This is a genomic window from Nocardia sp. NPDC049220 (assembly GCF_040647855.1).
Taxonomy (GTDB): domain Bacteria; phylum Actinomycetota; class Actinomycetes; order Mycobacteriales; family Mycobacteriaceae; genus Nocardia.
This window is the reverse complement of sequence record NZ_JBEZDA010000011.1, coordinates 39,677-54,779: the sequence shown is the minus strand read 5'-3', so window position 1 is coordinate 54,779 and position 15,103 is coordinate 39,677. Positions and strand designations below refer to the sequence as shown.

Sequence of the window (15,103 nt, the reverse complement as noted above, 5' to 3'; positions counted from 1 at the left end):
ACAGGGTTCTTCGTGCATGTCGCCGCAAGGAGCCTCGCCGCCCTTGGCTTTCCCCGCCGGCGGCAGGACGCCGCTGGTGGGTGTCTACCGTCGGCTTCGAGCCATCATCACCGATCCGGTCGGTCTGGTCGAACGGTCGGCCGCTACGCACGGCGATCTGTTCACGCTGCGGATCCCGTTCGCCTTCGACCTCACCTATGTGCTCGGCGCCGACGCTTACCGTGCCGTCATGTCCCTGCCCGCGGAGCAGGCCACTATCGGCCCCGTCTTCGGCAACGTACCGACGGTCGGATTCTGGTTCCCTCGATCATCGCGTGATACGGACTCGCTGCAGAACCTGGTGTTGGCCGGTCGGCGCCTGATGGCGCAGTTGATGACGTCCGCACGAATGGCCGAACTCGCCGACGCTATCCCCGAGATAGTCACCCAGCGAACCCACGGTTGGAGCGACCGGGTCGATCTCTCCACCGACATCCACCCCATCATTTACGAAGCATCGTGCCGCTCACTGCTCGGCGAGCGCGTCTGGGCGGACATCGGAGAACAGCTGATTCCGCTCTATCGGACGATCGCCGATGGCATAGACATTCCACGAGCCACGCTGGCCAAGACCCCGTTGCAGATTCTCATGCCCGAATATCGGGCAACCAAGGCCCTGTATCGGGTGCTACGGGGGGCCCAGCGACGGCATACCGATGCCAATTCGCCACTTCTGGCGGCGGTCGCCAAGGCTCGGGTCGACAACACGGTACGGTCGGACGCCGACGCCGTCTGGATGCTCATGTACGTACTGTGGAACGCTACCGCCTATCCGGGCAGCTACACCTACTGGACATTGATCGACATACTGCAGCGTCCGCCGTTGCTTGCCGAGCTACGAGCGCAGCCGAAACTATCCGAACGTCAAGCGTTTCTGAGCCGGTGTCTGCAGGAGACGATCCGGCTCAACCCGGTCACCTCACTGGTCCGCTCGTTGACCGTGCCACTGCACATCGACCACGACGGTCGGCGATATCACGTGCCGGCCGGTGGTTATGTCGGTGTGTTTCCGGGCGCGTTGAACCGTGATCCGGGGTTGGTGCGGAGCCCGGACGACTATCGGCCCGACCGGCACGCGGGCGGGGAAAGCACACAGTTGGCGCTGTTCGGCCGCGGTGCGTTCGGTTGCGTCGCACGGGAATTCAGCAAAATTCTGACTGCCGTCACGCTCGATGGCGTGCTGTCTCGGTACGAGCTCGACCTGCTCGAGGCGCCGCCCGCTCGCCGCTGCCGGGTTCACCTGACCTATCCGTCTGTTCCGACTCCGGCGCGAGTCTCGCGTATGTCCCCGGTGCTGAAAGCGAGCTGATCCAGACGACCGCGTGACAACCTGCCGCAGGTTCGGGTTGCGAAATCCGCCGAGCACGACCAACGACTGACGAGGTTCGAAGCCTCGTTCTATCGACACAGAGTCAGAGGAGGTCCAATGGGCCAATTATCGAACAAGGTGGTGTTCGTCACCGGGGCCGCGCGTGGGCAGGGGCGCAGCCACGCGGTGCGGCTGGCGCAAGAAGGCGCCGACATCATCGCCACCGACATTCCCGCGCAGGTGGACAGCGTCCCCTATCCTCTTGCCACCGCGGCGGATCTGGCGGAAACGGTGCGTGCGGTCGAGGCGGTCGGCGGGAAGATCGTCGCCGGTCAGGCCGACGTACGCGATCTCGCTGCACAGGCTGCGATTGTCGAGCGCGGTGTGGACCAATTCGGGCGGCTGGACATCGTTGTGGCCAACGCGGGGATCTCGAACCCGGCGTCCACCCTCGAGATGAGCGAGCAGGCCTGGCAGGACATGATCGACATCAACCTGACCGGGGTATGGAAATCCCTGAAGGTCTCCGTCCCGCACATCATCGCCGGCGGCCGGGGCGGAGCGGTGGTGATCACAAGCTCGTTGGCGGCAATGAAGACGAACGAGAATATGGCGCACTACAGCGCCGCGAAGGCCGGCTTGGTCGCGATGATGAGGGTGATGGCGACCGAATGGGCGCCGCACCGGATCCGCGTCAACACCGTACATCCGACGACCGTTGCGACCGAAATGATTCTCAACGACTCGGTATACCGGCTCTTCCGACCGGATCTGGACAATCCGAACCGCGCAGATTTCGAGGTGGCCGCGCGGACACTCAACAAGCTGCCGGTCGCCGCTCTGGAAGTCGAGGACGTCACCAATGCGGTGTACTACCTGGTGTCCGATGCCGGTCGGTACGTCACGGGAACAACTCTCACGATAGATGCCGGCGGTGCCCTATGACCGCGCCAGCGCAGCGGAACAGTCCGATGCCGCTGGATCGGAGTGGGATCGATTACGCGGCCGTGGTGGCGAATCTGCTCGACTCGTTGTTGCAAGTGCCGGAACATCGCGCGGAGATCGAATATTTACAGCACCGCCTTTCGGTCAGCCGCGAAGAAATAATAGCCGCATGGCTGTTCTATGATCTCTCCATCACGAGTTATTCGAATGAAGCGTATTCTTCGACGGTGCTCCGACTGGCAATGCACTTGCATAATTCGCTGGCCGGCAACTGGCACGACCGGCGGCAGGCCGCTGTTGTGGAGTATTTGAGCAGAATCGCGCCGAAAACTATTTGTGAGATCGGTTTCGGCACTCCGCAACGCTACGTCCGGGAGTTGATCGGCGGCTCCAGGACGGCGATTGCCCTGTGTGAATACGATGCCGGCAGTCTGGAGTTCGCGGCGACAGTGCTCGAGCACTGGCGGCCCGACTGGGCGGACTCGGTGACATTGCGTCAACACAGCATGGATGACGACCCGCTTCCCTCCGGATATTCCGTCTATATCTTTCAGGATTCGATCGAGCATGCGTTGCGTCCTACCGAGACTCTGCATTCTTATGTCGACGGCGTGCCCGCCGGCACGCATTTCATCTTCTCGCTGCCGGTGGAGGTCGACCATCCCATCCCGGGACATCACATCTCCTGGACCGAGGAGAATGCCGTGATCGAGTGGTTGAGTACGGCTGGTCTCACCGTTCTCGACAAGGAAGTGATCTGCTTCCAGAGTGGTCTCGACCTGCACTCCCATTGTCTGCATCCGGATACCCGTCAGCTGGTGACGCTCGCCGTGAAGAAAGGCGATCGGCAGTCCGCATCTGCGGATGCCGGGAGAATCTGAGAATTCTGCCCGGATAGCGCTCGTTCTCCGAAAACACGCCAGGATGGCGATTCCGGACGACCTACGTGCGTGCGCACCGGGCAGGGCTCGATCCCTGCTCGTGTTCCGCGACGGCGTGCCATCGGTCGGAGAGATCAGCACGGGCGGCGCCTGTGCGCGCGGCCTGGCAGCAGTGGATTCTTGACGGTGCTGCCGGCCATCAGCGCGAGATCACGGCAGCACCGGAGGGCCATGGTGGAGCCAGCGAATCGAGCGTCCGGGGGCGAGCTGTGCGGCGACGAGGCTCGGGGAGCGACTCCTGGCTACGAGTGGCGTGGCGACAGCCTGCGTGTTCGGTAGCTGATGCCTCTTGCCGGCGTGGAAACTATAGCTTGTTAGGCGAACTATCTTCCCTCTATGATCGCCGCACAGCTAACTTGTGGAGATCGCAGCATGACCGTAGCAACCGAAGTCAAGGCGCCGGGTTATTCCCGCGTCATCGCGCCGCCGGGCTGGAGCCGCTGGCTGGTTCCGCCCGCCGCACTGTCCATCCATCTCGCCATCGGGCAGGCGTATGCGTGGAGTGTTTTCAAGCCCCCGCTGGAAAAATCGATGCACATCTCGGGCACCGGCAGTGCGCTGCCGTTCCAGCTCGCCATCGTGATGCTCGGTCTGTCGGCGGCCTTCGGCGGCACCATTGTCGAGCGGCGCGGTCCGCGCTGGGCGATGAAGATTTCCCTGGCATGCTTCTCGTCCGGTCTGCTGATTTCCGCGCTCGGCGCGGCAGTCGGCGCTTACTGGCTCGTCGTCTTGGGGTACGGGTTCGTCGGCGGGATCGGTCTCGGTATCGGCTACATCTCGCCGGTCTCCACCCTGATCCGATGGTTTCCCGACCGGCCCGGCATGGCGACCGGATTCGCGATCATGGGCTTCGGTGGCGGCGCGCTGATCGCGTCGCCGTGGACGACCCAGTTGCTCTCCAGTTTCGGTAAAGACCAGACCGGTATCGCCGAGACCTTCCTGGTCATGGGCGTGATTTACGCGGTGTTCATGTCGGTCGGCGTGCTGCTCATCCGGGTGCCGCCGCCCGGTTGGCGGCCGGCGGGCTGGGAGCCTTCGGCGAACGCCTCCAAGCTGATCAGTAGCTACGACGTCGCCGCGCGCGACGCGATCCGCACCCCGCAATTCTGGCTGTTGTGGATCGTGCTGTGTTTCAACGTCACCGCGGGCATCGGCATCCTGGAGAAGGCGGCGCCGATGGTAGTGGACTTCTTCAAGAACACCGAGACTCCGGTGACCGTCGCCGCCTCGGCCGGCTTCGTCGCCGTGCTGTCGGCGGCGAATATGGCAGGTCGCCTCGGCTGGTCGTCCCTGTCGGACCTCATCGGTCGCAAGAGCATGTACCGGATCTACCTCGGTGTCGGTGCACTCGCCTATGCGCTGGTCTGGTCGGTTGGTCAGGCGAACAAGCCGGTCTTCATCCTCGGCGCCATGGTGATCCTGTCCTTCTACGGCGGTGGGTTCGCCACCGCTCCGGCGTATCTCAAGGATCTATTCGGTTCGTATCAGGTCGGCGCGATCCATGGTCGACTGCTCACGGCGTGGTCGGTGGCGGGCGTCGCCGGGCCGTTGATCGTCAACGCCATCGCGGACTCGGGCCAGGAAGCCGGTAAGACCGGGCCGGGACTCTACGGGCCGTCATTCGCCATCATGATCACGCTGCTCTGCGTTGGCTTCGTCGCCAACGAACTAATTCGCCCGGTCGCGGCGAAGTACCATCGGCCGGTCGCCGCGCCGGCCGTCGTCGCGGAGGGACAACCGACATGACCGAATTCAACCGGGCCGAGGCCGCCTCGCCACAGCGTATGCCACTACTGGTCTTCTCCTGGGTGTGGGTTACCGTGCCGTTCGCCTATGGCGTCGATCGCCTGGTCGTGAATCTGCTCAAACTGTTCCAATAAGATCGGGCACTCGCTCGCCTCCGCCGGTCTGATTCAGGTCGGCGGAGGTGTGCCAGGTCCTGGGGTCACTGAGGTCGACGCGGTAGCGCAGTCGACCGACTCCGCATCGAGGCGGATGGCTCGCACCTCTGCGCGAGAGATCATTTGGCGGGCGCGCCGATCGAAAAGCCGGTGATGACGCCGGCGACGATCGAGTGATCGGATTGCTTCTGCCCGAACACGGCAACGGTGGCACCGACACGGATGTCGGCCGCCCGAGTGGCAAGCATCACGTACACCCTGGTGCGTGCGTTGGTGTGGACATAGGTGTTACTGCCGGTCGCCAGATTCGCGACCACCAGGGTCTTGCCGTCGTTGGTCGCGACCCTCCCGAAGGCTGCCCCGCCCCCCACCGGGGTGACCACCGACGTTGTCGCGGGCGCGGTAGTCGCGGGTGTCGTGATGCTGGGCGGAGTGCTGGTACGAAACGCGGTCTTCGACGCCGCGGGGTCGGTGGAACGGTCGGCGATCAGACAACCGGAGACCACCAGAAGCACGACGCCGATGCAGAGTCCGACGAGTGCGGCCGCGCTCGAGTGGCGCAGGCGGTGCGGTTCGTCCAGTGTGCCTTGCGGTTTCGGTGTGGGCGTCTGCGTCGGGGCTTCCGCGTCGGAGCCGCCGGGTGATTCAACGCCGGTCATCGTCGCAGCTCGCGGCGGGCGTCACGGTGGACCGGTGATCCAGGTGGGTCGCGGTCGGCATCTGACGCCGGACTGGCACCGCTCGTGGTGGTGGCTGATTTCGCACTCGTCATGGAGATCGATGTCGCAACGAGTTCTTCGGGATCGCCCGCGATCCGAACCGGTGGACCGAGTCTCGCTGCCGTCCGACCAAGTGCGCTCCAACGGGGCATGTCCCAAGACTAGATGGCGGTGGGTCTGTGCTTGTTATCACTGGCGGGAGTACCGACGCGGTCAGCCGCCGGATGTGTATGTGCCGCCGGATGCGTATGTGTTGTCCAGATCCGGTCGACGACTGCCGCGGTGCTTGCCGGTCGGTATCCGGTCCGCGCGGAATCTGCGGCCGGCGTCCGGAATGCGCGTAGGGATTCGAGTTCACTCTCGGAAGGCGATATGACGCGCCGAAGGGGCGCGGAAATATCGGCCTGTGCCGCTATCTCCTTATCGCAACAATTGTGCGTGCTTTCTGACGTCGAGCGACGACAAGTGCTAATTTTCGACATGCCCGCCTTCTAGAACCCGTGGTATCGGGTGCCTGGGCCGAATCTCTGACCGTGTTGTAGAGAGGTTGGTGACCATGAAGATGCGTGCGGCCCGAATGTACGGGTATAAAGAGCCGCTGCGGCTCGAAGAGATTCCGGTTCCGGGTTTCGGACCGGAGGAAGTATTGATCAAGGTCGGCGGCGCCGGGGTATGCCGCAGCGACTTCCAAATGATAGACGGCTACTTCGCGGACTCGCTGACCTTGGAATTTCCGGTTACTCCCGGCCATGAGATCGCCGGCTGGGTCGATGGCATCGGCGCCGAGGTGCCCAAGTCGGCCGGTCTCGCGGAAGGTGATCAGGTCGTCGTCGAAAGCTGTTGGGGTGATGGCGTGTGCCGTCAATGTCACGACGGAAACGAACAGCTGTGCGGCCACGGACAGTGGGCGGGTTTCGGTCCGCCCGGCGGCTATCAGGAGTATGTGCCCGTGCATTACCGGCATCTGATCCGGGTACCGGCACACGATGATGTTCTTCCGGAGAACTTGGCACCGTTGACCGATGCCGGGCTGACGCCGTACCGCGGACTCAAGAAACTCAGATCCGCGGGCGTCCTGGGATCCGGGCGCACGGTGGCGGTGATGGGTGTCGGGGGCCTTGGCGTCTATGCGACGCAGTACGCGAAGTTGCTCGGTGGCGGCGCGACAGTGGTGGCGTTCGCCCGCAACGACGGCAAACTCGCGGTCGCCAGGGAGAACGGCGCCGACCACACCATCAACACCCGAGGCAAGACAGCCGATGAAGTGCGGGCCGCGCTGGAAAGCAGCACCGGGCGCCCGGACGTCGATGCGGTCATCGAATGCGCGGGATCCGAAGAATCCATCCGGATGGCGTTCGACGTGCTCGCGATCGAGGGAGCGGTCGCCTCGGTCGGTCTGATCGGTAACCGCATCAACATTCCCCTGTTCCCGTTCGTCGCCAAGGAATTCAGCTATTTCGGATCGTTCTGGGGCAATTACAACGATCTCACCGAGGTGCTCGCGTTGGCCGAAGCCGGTCGGATTCGGCATACCGTGACCCCGGTTCGCTTCGATGACATCAACGACACGGTCGACGCGCTGGCCCGCGGTGACATCATCGGACGTGCCGTCATGGTCTACAACTAGGGCGACATTCGAAGAAGCGGTGAACCTGATGATCAGTAAAACCGAAGCCGGAGAAATAATCTCCCGCGCGCGATTCCGGTCCGGCATCTCTTGGTCGGAGATCGCCGGCAAAATTGGCAAGCCTGTCGTATGGACGACGGCAGCGCTACTCGGTCAGCACCCGATGCGCGAGGAAGACGCGAGAAAAGTCGGGGAGATGCTGAAACTGGACGACGGCGTCGTAGAGGCACTCCAGGTCCAGCCGTATCGCGGTGCGTCCGACTCCCTGATCCCGACCGACCCGACGATCTATCGATTCTACGAGGCGCTGCGGGTGTACGGGCCGGCACTCAAGGAGCTGATTCACGAAGAATTCGGTGACGGGATCATGAGTGCCATCAATTTCACCGTGGACGTGCGGCGCCGCCCGGACCCTGGCGGGGATCGTGTCGTCGTGACCCTGGACGGGAAGTTTCTCGAATACCAGTGGTGATCATCGCCGCATCGATCATATCGGCATAGGGCGGCATCCGCGTGGCGGCCATCGTTTGTCGCTGCTCGCACCACAACGGTCGCTACCGGACGACGATGTCATCCAGGGCGATGGTCACAATCAGGGGTTCCGACACTTTGTTGCCGGCCTCGTCCCGGCTGTAGACCATTCGGGTGGTCGGGATGATGAGTCCGTCGACCTCGCGATGGCCGGACATATAGTGCGCGCTGGGTGCGCCTCCACTGATGTCGACGTTGTAGTCGCGGCGCCGAAGCAGGCCCGCGGCATCGGCATAGAGGATCTGTTCGGGGCTATGGGTGGCGATGTCGGCGGGATAGGTCACCTTCAGCCGCCGAAACTTCTCCCCGTTCTCGGTCCACGGCTCGATCTCCTCGGTCCGTACGCCAGGAAAGGTGAGTGAGATCGGCTCGGTCAGGTACGTCCACATCGCGTATCCAGCGAAATAGGCAAGTTGCAACCTGGTCCAAGGCGTGGTCAGTTCATGCCCGGCGAATGAATCGCGAGGATTTCGCAACTCTTCGACGACGTCGCCGTCGGTGGTCTCGACAGCGATCCGATCGGGGGTGAACGCTGTGCGCCGGTCCGGTGCGAGGAACGGCTCGTGCGAGGTGAACTGTCGGTGCAGATCAACGGTGACGCGGATGTCATCGAGGGCGCCCGGGTGACCCTTCATCGGCCACAGCACGCCATCGACCCGCTGTCGGGCCGAGATCTGTTCGGCGGCCTGCCAGCGATCGAGGCCGCCATAGGCGTCGAAGATGGTGCTGAGCAGTGTGGTCATCGTGGTCAACTCCTTACTGGGTGATAGCGGCTCGTTCGGGAACTCGGCGAACTCCTTCGGGTGCCGGCGCAGGAGGGCGTGCGCGGCGGTGGGGGTGGCGATATCACTTCGCCCGCCGCGCCTTCCTGATGCGCGATCAAGTCCCACAGAGATAGTGTGCGCGCTTACCGGCGAGCGGGGCAGGGAGATCGTGGGAAACGGCCTGGTCACCTGTAGTCACGCCGACCGTCGCCAGCGGCGGCTGGTGCAACCGGCCTTCCGTAGAGACTTGCTGCCCGGCTATGCGGCGGCGGCCGGGACGCGGACATCATCGCTGGTTCGCAGGCCACCGATGGTGGGGCCATCCTGACCGTTCTAGCGGCGGCTCGCGACGAGAACGGCCAGGGCTGTCCGTGCCGGAACTCACCGATCAAGTCACGACAACTCTGATCGCCACGGTCGACGCCACCGCCGCGGCCATGGTGTGGGCGCCGCACTCGCTGACGGATATGCCGGACATCGTCGAGCCAGTGCGTCGGGGAGTCGACACCGTGCTGTCCGGCCGGACCCCGACTGCCGCGGACAGGCCCGCGTGGGAGCTCACCAGGCGGGTTGTCGCGCAGACGCTCCGGCTGTATCCACCGACGTGGTTTCTGATCCGCGTGACAACAGTCGCCACTGAGTCTGCCGGACAACATATTTCGGTGGGGATCACTCTTGTGGGCAGCCCGTGCCTCATTCATCACCGCGGGGATCCGCGCCCGGATCCGGAGCGATTCGACCCCGGACGGCACGGTGGTCCGCCGCACCGTGCTGTGATGCTCCCCCTTCGGGGTGGGGTGCCCTTCAGCCCATCGGCGGCGACTTGGCCCTGAACGAAATGACTTTGGTCTTGGCCATGCTCATCAGCGGATGGCGCTTCGGTACCGCGCACCCGCGCCGCGCCCAGATTCGTGCTGGGCTCGCGGACACTTCGCCTGCGTACCCGGGCCCGCTGACCCCACACCTCGGTGCGGAGCCATCCGCGCGTCGGCGCACCGAGGTCGTCGCGCATCGACGGGCATCTCCCGCTGCGGCTCGGTTCGGTGGCGACGAAATATCCTGTGGAAGTGCGTGATCCGGCAATCGGCACGCGACGAGCCGCATGGGACGCGGGATCGGTCGACCTGGTAAACCCTCCCGAATGTGGGAAGCTATTCCTGCTCGGCTCCTTCGTACACTCCTGACACTCCCACAAGGTGTACGGCCTCCATCGAATAACCTCGGGGGCCGCGGTGGGAGGACCCGAAGGCCCGGGGTCGGTCCGGATAACAGGAGAGGCCACAAATGACCGCCGTGGATAATCGCATACAGGTGAACGACACCGTGCGCGCCGACTCGGAACTGCTGGAAGTGGATCTGGCGGTATTCCTCGCCAAGTTGACGGTCTCGGCCTCGCATGTGGCGGGCGCGGCCAATGGGCCGCGAGAGTTGGATTCAGCTCTGCGGCAAGCATTCCACGGACCGGTCGCTGACGCACTCGGCTCGAAGGTGGGGCAGCAAGCCTTGCGCCCGGCCGGCGGACCCGGCTTCCGGCCGTCCATCTCGTATTGGGTCTTTCGGAATTACCGCGGTTTCACCAACTCTGGCGAGGCGGCTGCCGACCTTCCGGTCATCCGCCGGGTCGCGGTCGCGGTCCGAATTCTGTTGAAGGCCGCGGTCGTTCTCGACGACATCGAGGACGGCAGTCCGGTCCGATACGGCGAACCCGCCTTGCACGCTGTCCACGGGGTGCCGCTCGCTCTCAATACCGGTGCGTGGATGGTGCTCGCCGCGCTGCGCCACACAGAAACACCCGCTGTGGTGAGCTATCTGGTGCAGGCTGTCGAGAACGGTTTCATCGGTCAGGCGGTGGACATGTCGACCCGGCTGGCCGAGATTCGCCGCGACATCGTGGCGGCGAAAGCACAAGACCGCCTGACGTTCTGGGAGTCGGTCGCGACGCTGAAGACCTCGACACTGTTCCGTATGCCACTGAATGCCGCCGCGATCGCACTGCGCGTGCCGGACGACGAACTGGCCGAACTCGACGATGCGATGCGGCAACTCGGATTGGCGAGGCAGATCTTCAACGACCTCACCGATTTCGTGCCCGAATTCGGCGGCGCCAGCACCTACGAGGATTTCGACGGGCTCACCAACCGAGTGTCACTCGAACTGCTCGGCGCCGAATCCGCGCTGCCCGACCTCGCTACCGACCTGATCGGAGACCGGTTGAAGACGTTCACCCTCGGCCACTGCGGACTCGGCGCGACGCTCAGCGAACTCGCCGAACAAGCGGTCGACCTCGAAGAGCAGGCCAAGAACCGGATTCATCAATTGTGCCGATCGGCCGAGAGCGCGGCATATTTCGACCTGACGATCGACCGTAAAGGCCACCTGATGGAGCGGTTGCGCGACGCCGTCCGCGCCGAGCGTCCGACCGAGTAGAACCACGACGCGCAAGATCATGCGGCGGCTTCGCGCCGAAACCCGTTCCTGGCATGACGCGCTGGAGTCGACGCCGTTCAGCGTCGAACTGGTGGCCGGACACTGCCGCTGCGTCGATATGTCGGCCAGCTGGCGGCCTATCGAATCCCAGCAGCGGCGAGTCCTGGAGACGGCAGACAAGGGCTACCGGGCGATCGCCGACACGGTCGCCGCACTATCCGGGCCGGATCACCGAGAACCGACGCCGGACAGAAGCCGGCGACCATGACCCGGGTATGCATGGTGGTCGGTAGTGTCCTCGAGCCGTAGGCCGAACGTGATGGTCAATCGCCGAAGCGCGCCAAGACGGCGCTGGCTTCTTGGGAAGCAGTGCCTTCTTCGGCGAGATGCGCCATCGTCGGGGCGATCTCGCGGCCGTGGTGGACCATCGCCTGCGCATAGAGGCGACCGGCTCGGTAGGAGGAACGGACCAGCGGCCCCGCCATGACGCCTGCGAAGCCGATTTCCTCGGCCATCGTCGAATGCGCCACGAACTCCTCCGGCTTCACCCAGCGGTCGACAGGGTGGTGGCGCGGGGAAGGACGCAGGTACTGCGTAATGGTGAGGATGTCGCAGCCTGCTTCATGCAAGTCGCGCATGGCCTGGGTGACTTCCTCGGGGGTCTCGCCCATGCCGAGGATCAGGTTGGACTTGGTGACCAGTCCGGCGGCGCGGGCCGCGGTCAGCACCGAGAGGGAGCGTTCGTAGCGGAACGCGGGCCGGATGCGTTTGAAGATCCGAGGCACGGTCTCGAGGTTGTGTGCCAGCACTTCCGGGCGAGAGGAGAAGACCTCGGCCAGTTGGTCGGGATCGGCGTTGAAGTCGGGGATGAGGAGTTCGACGCCGGTGCTGGGATTCAGCGCCTTGATGGCCCGCACGGTTTCGGCGTATAGCCAGGCGCCACCGTCTTCCAGGTCGTCGCGTGCGACGCCGGTGATGGTGGAGTAGCGCAGGCCCATGGCCTGAACGCTCTCCGCGACGCGACGCGGCTCGTCGCGATCGAGCGCGGCGGGCTTGCCGGTATCGATCTGGCAGAAGTCACACCGGCGGGTGCACTGCTCGCCGCCGATCAGGAAGGTGGCCTCGCGGTCTTCCCAGCATTCGAAGATGTTGGGGCACCCCGCCTCCTCGCAGACGGTGTGCAGGCCTTCGCGTTTCACCAGGCCCTTGAGCTCGGAGTACTCGGGGCCCATGGTAGCGCGGGTGCGAATCCACTTGGGCTTGCGCTCGATCGGGGTTTCCGCGTTGCGGACTTCGATGCGCAGGAGTTTGCGGCCGTTCGCGGCACGAGCGTCGGAGGCGGAGGTTTGCGAAGTCATGGAGGGCCCTGAGATCCGCGCAGCGGATTCCGCCGCGGCGCCGTTATGTGGTGTCGGGGTGTCGACTGAGGTCACTCGATCGACCTTACGCCGTGGCTGTCGGGCGCTGCGGGGTCGTACCGACCTGCGTCGCGCGGGGGATGTCGTGGTCGGTGACTGGGAGTTCGCCGTCGAGGGCGCGGATGATCGCGTCGGACACCAGTGGCTTGATCTCGGCCACGGTCACCTCCCGGGCGAGCTCGCGGGTCAGGGTGGTGACGCCCGCGTCGCGGATGCCGCACGGGACGATGGCCTGGAAGCCGTCCAAGGCGGAATTGCAGTTGAACGAGATGCCGTGCAAGGCGACGCCACGCTGAACGCGAATTCCGATCGACGCGATCTTGCGCTCGGCGAACAGTTCGGTCGCCGGCAGCCATACGCCGGAACGGCCCTCGACTCGGCCACAGGTGAGGCCGAGCTCGGTGCAGACGGTGATCAGCGCCTGCTCGAGACGGCGCACATAGTTCACCACGTCGACCGGCTCGGCCAAGCGCACGATCGGGTAGCCGACAAGCTGGCCGGGGCCATGCCAGGTGATCTTTCCGCCGCGGTCCACCTCGACTACCGGGCTGCCGTCGATCGGCAGATCCTCGGCCTCGGTCCGGCGGCCCGCGGTGTACACCGAGGGGTGTTCGAGCAGCAGCAGATGATCGGATCCGCTGCCCTCGGCCCGCTCCGCGGCGATGGTGCGCTGCAGGTCCCAGGCGGCGTGGTAGTCGATAAGTCCGAGATCCTCGACCACGATCGGGGTCGTGTCGAATCGAGCGGACAGGGTGGTGCGCGTGTCGTTCACAGCCATGACGGTACGCCCAGGACGATAGCCGACTCCACCGCCTCGGTGTGGGAACTACCACATCGGATCCGGTTTGCCGGGGGAGAGCTGATCATTCGCTCGGCCACTGAGCATGGCGCGGTGCCACCTGGGGCGCCAAGGTTGCCGACGAGCGGCGCGATGTCCCCGGGTGGCCGCCGATCGTGACGAGTGGAATTGCTGGGCAGTGATTCGAACCACTGGGACCGTAGGAGCAGCCTGGATCGGCCGTAGCTGGGCTCAGTCGGCGTCGATCGGCAATGTCAGTTGCATGAGCGTCAAATCCATCCAGCGCCCGAACTTGTGCCCGACCTCGGGCAGCACACCGACCGTGCGGAAGCCGAAGCGCTCGTGGAGCTGGACGGAACCGGTATTGCCGGATTCGATCGCGGCGACCATCGCGTGCACGGTGCCGGCCCGCCGCGCTCTGTCGATGAGTTCGCCGAGCAGTGCGGTGGCGATGCCGCGGCGGTGGAACCGCTCGTCGACGTAAACCGAGTTCTCCACCGTGAACCGGTAACCAGATTTGGTGCGCCACGGACCGTAGCTCGCGTAACCGGCCAGTTCCCCATCGATCGCGGCGACCAGTACCGGCAACCCCGCCGCGGTGCGAGCACGGAACCAGGCGATGCGCTCGTCCAACTGCACCTGCTCGGTGTCCCAGATCGCGGTAGAGGCGGCGATGTTGGTGTTGTGGATGGTGAGGATCGGTGGCAGGTCGTCAAGATGCGCGTCGCGGATGACGGTAACTGGCCTGGTATCGAGTCGGTCGGTCATCGGGCGTCTCCGGGTCGCCCCACCGCGGCCCCGAGCGCGGCGCCGATGGTGGGATGCAGGAATTGGTAGCCCGCCTCTTCGAGGGCCGTGGGGATCGCGCGCGGGCCGTGCAGGATTGCTTCCTGCGCGAACTCTCCGATCAGTGTGTGCAGGACGAATGCGGGCAGCACCAGTGGGGTGGGTCGGTGTAGTGCCCGCCCGAGCGCGCGGTTGAACTCGGCGTTGGTGACCGGCGCGGGGCCGACGACGTTGATCGGCCCGGACAGGCCGTCGTTACCCAGCGCGAAGCGGATCGCACCGATCTCATCGGCTATCGAGATCCACGGCGTGTACTGGCGTCCGTTGCCGAGCCGTCCACCGAGCCCGACCGAGTACAGCGGTTGCAGGATGCTCAGCATCCCGCCGGAGCCGGACAGCACGACGGCGCTGCGCAGCAGAACAGTGCGCACACCGGCAGCGATGGCGGGGCGGGTCGCGGCCTCCCAGTCCCGGCACAAGGTGGCCAGGAAACCAGAACCGGAGGACGAGGCTTCGTCGACCACCCGGTCGCCGGTGTCGCCGCCGTAGTAGTGCACGCCGCTGGCGTTCAGTAGTACGGGAACGCCGGCGGCGACGACCGCGTCGGCCAGCACATCGGTGGGGGTGATGCGACTGTCGCGCAACTCCTGCTTGAAACTACCGGTCCAGCGGCGTCGGCCGATGCTCGCGCCGCACAGGTTGACCACCGCGTCCGCGCCGCGAAGCGCCTGCTCGTCCAGGTGGGCGCGGGCGGGGTCCCAGACGAATTCGTCTGGGCCCGCCGGATTTCTGCGCACCAGTCGGGCGACGTCGTGCCCGTCGCGGTGTAATGCCGCGACGAGCGCCGTCCCGATCAGCCCGGACGAGCCGGCGATCACGACTTTCATTTCGTGCCGA

The 15,103-nt window shown here is 64.9% G+C and carries 16 protein-coding genes; 10 read left to right on the top strand and 6 right to left on the bottom strand.

Going from position 1 to position 15,103, the window contains the following annotated elements:
- Window positions 1–43 precede the first annotated feature (43 nt).
- The 5 genes from AB0C34_RS22230 (at window position 44) to AB0C34_RS22210 (ending at window position 5,114) form a co-directional block, all read left to right on the top strand.
- Window positions 44–1,348: a cytochrome P450 gene (locus AB0C34_RS22230; protein WP_357076054.1), complete on the top strand. Its 1,305-nt coding sequence runs from the start codon at window positions 44–46 to the stop codon at window positions 1,346–1,348.
- 117 nt (window positions 1,349–1,465) lie between these two features.
- Window positions 1,466–2,293, top strand: coding sequence for a mycofactocin-coupled SDR family oxidoreductase (locus AB0C34_RS22225; RefSeq protein ID WP_357076052.1), 828 nt, complete (start codon window positions 1,466–1,468; stop codon window positions 2,291–2,293).
- Window positions 2,290–3,174 carry a hypothetical protein gene (locus tag AB0C34_RS22220; protein ID WP_357076049.1) on the top strand — a complete coding sequence of 295 codons (885 nt, stop codon included), beginning with the start codon at window positions 2,290–2,292 and terminating at the stop codon, window positions 3,172–3,174. The genes AB0C34_RS22225 and AB0C34_RS22220 overlap by 4 nt, the downstream gene beginning before the upstream one ends.
- Before the next feature lie 432 nt (window positions 3,175–3,606).
- A complete protein-coding gene (locus AB0C34_RS22215; protein ID WP_357076046.1) occupies window positions 3,607–4,980 on the top strand; it encodes an OFA family MFS transporter in 1,374 nt (457 codons plus the stop codon).
- Window positions 4,977–5,114 carry a hypothetical protein gene (locus AB0C34_RS22210; RefSeq protein WP_357076043.1) on the top strand — a complete coding sequence of 46 codons (138 nt, stop codon included), beginning with the start codon at window positions 4,977–4,979 and terminating at the stop codon, window positions 5,112–5,114. Before AB0C34_RS22215 ends, AB0C34_RS22210 begins: the two co-directional genes overlap by 4 nt.
- Before the next feature lie 140 nt (window positions 5,115–5,254).
- On the opposite strand, the gene AB0C34_RS22205 is transcribed toward AB0C34_RS22210, so the two are convergent.
- On the bottom strand, window positions 5,255–5,794 hold the full coding sequence (locus AB0C34_RS22205) for a hypothetical protein (protein WP_357076040.1): 540 nt from the start codon (window positions 5,792–5,794) through the stop codon (window positions 5,255–5,257).
- Window positions 5,795–6,410: 616 nt separating this feature from the next.
- On the opposite strand from AB0C34_RS22205, the gene AB0C34_RS22200 reads away from it, so the two are divergent.
- Window positions 6,411–7,481, top strand: coding sequence for an NAD(P)-dependent alcohol dehydrogenase (locus AB0C34_RS22200; protein ID WP_357076037.1), 1,071 nt, complete (start codon window positions 6,411–6,413; stop codon window positions 7,479–7,481).
- Between the two features lie 19 nt (window positions 7,482–7,500).
- Window positions 7,501–7,953 (top strand): cyanase, encoded by a 453-nt coding sequence (gene cynS, locus AB0C34_RS22195; protein WP_357076034.1) that lies wholly within the window; start codon window positions 7,501–7,503, stop codon window positions 7,951–7,953.
- An 82-nt stretch (window positions 7,954–8,035) separates the two neighbouring features.
- On the opposite strand, the gene AB0C34_RS22190 is transcribed toward cynS, so the two are convergent.
- Window positions 8,036–8,902 (bottom strand): hypothetical protein, encoded by an 867-nt coding sequence (locus AB0C34_RS22190; RefSeq protein WP_357076031.1) that lies wholly within the window; start codon window positions 8,900–8,902, stop codon window positions 8,036–8,038.
- Window positions 8,903–9,147: 245 nt separating this feature from the next.
- Here AB0C34_RS22190 and AB0C34_RS22185 point away from each other — a divergent pair, with 245 nt between their 5' ends.
- The 3 genes from AB0C34_RS22185 to AB0C34_RS22175 all read left to right on the top strand — a co-directional run bounded on the left by AB0C34_RS22185 (window position 9,148) and on the right by AB0C34_RS22175 (window position 11,471).
- Window positions 9,148–9,609: a cytochrome P450 gene (locus AB0C34_RS22185; RefSeq protein ID WP_357076028.1), complete on the top strand. Its 462-nt coding sequence runs from the start codon at window positions 9,148–9,150 to the stop codon at window positions 9,607–9,609.
- Between the two features lie 451 nt (window positions 9,610–10,060).
- Complete coding sequence (locus tag AB0C34_RS22180) at window positions 10,061–11,203, top strand: polyprenyl synthetase family protein (protein ID WP_357076025.1); 1,143 nt, start codon at window positions 10,061–10,063, stop codon at window positions 11,201–11,203.
- Window positions 11,204–11,222: 19 nt separating this feature from the next.
- Window positions 11,223–11,471 (top strand): hypothetical protein, encoded by a 249-nt coding sequence (locus AB0C34_RS22175; RefSeq protein ID WP_357076022.1) that lies wholly within the window; start codon window positions 11,223–11,225, stop codon window positions 11,469–11,471.
- 55 nt (window positions 11,472–11,526) lie between these two features.
- Here the strand turns inward: AB0C34_RS22175 and lipA are convergent, their stop codons facing one another.
- The 4 genes from lipA to AB0C34_RS22155 all read right to left on the bottom strand — a co-directional run bounded on the left by lipA (window position 11,527) and on the right by AB0C34_RS22155 (window position 15,093).
- The gene (lipA, locus tag AB0C34_RS22170; protein WP_357076376.1) at window positions 11,527–12,561 is read right to left on the bottom strand and encodes a lipoyl synthase; all 1,035 of its coding nucleotides are present in this window, start codon (window positions 12,559–12,561) and stop codon (window positions 11,527–11,529) included.
- 85 nt (window positions 12,562–12,646) lie between these two features.
- Window positions 12,647–13,399, bottom strand: coding sequence for a lipoyl(octanoyl) transferase LipB (lipB, locus tag AB0C34_RS22165; RefSeq protein ID WP_357076020.1), 753 nt, complete (start codon window positions 13,397–13,399; stop codon window positions 12,647–12,649).
- Between the two features lie 252 nt (window positions 13,400–13,651).
- Complete coding sequence (locus AB0C34_RS22160; protein WP_357076017.1) at window positions 13,652–14,188, bottom strand: N-acetyltransferase family protein; 537 nt, start codon at window positions 14,186–14,188, stop codon at window positions 13,652–13,654.
- Window positions 14,185–15,093, bottom strand: a complete 909-nt coding sequence (locus AB0C34_RS22155) for a TIGR01777 family oxidoreductase (RefSeq protein ID WP_357076014.1) — start codon at window positions 15,091–15,093, stop codon at window positions 14,185–14,187. The genes AB0C34_RS22160 and AB0C34_RS22155 overlap by 4 nt, the downstream gene beginning before the upstream one ends.
- Between the last annotated feature and the right edge of the window lie 10 nt (window positions 15,094–15,103).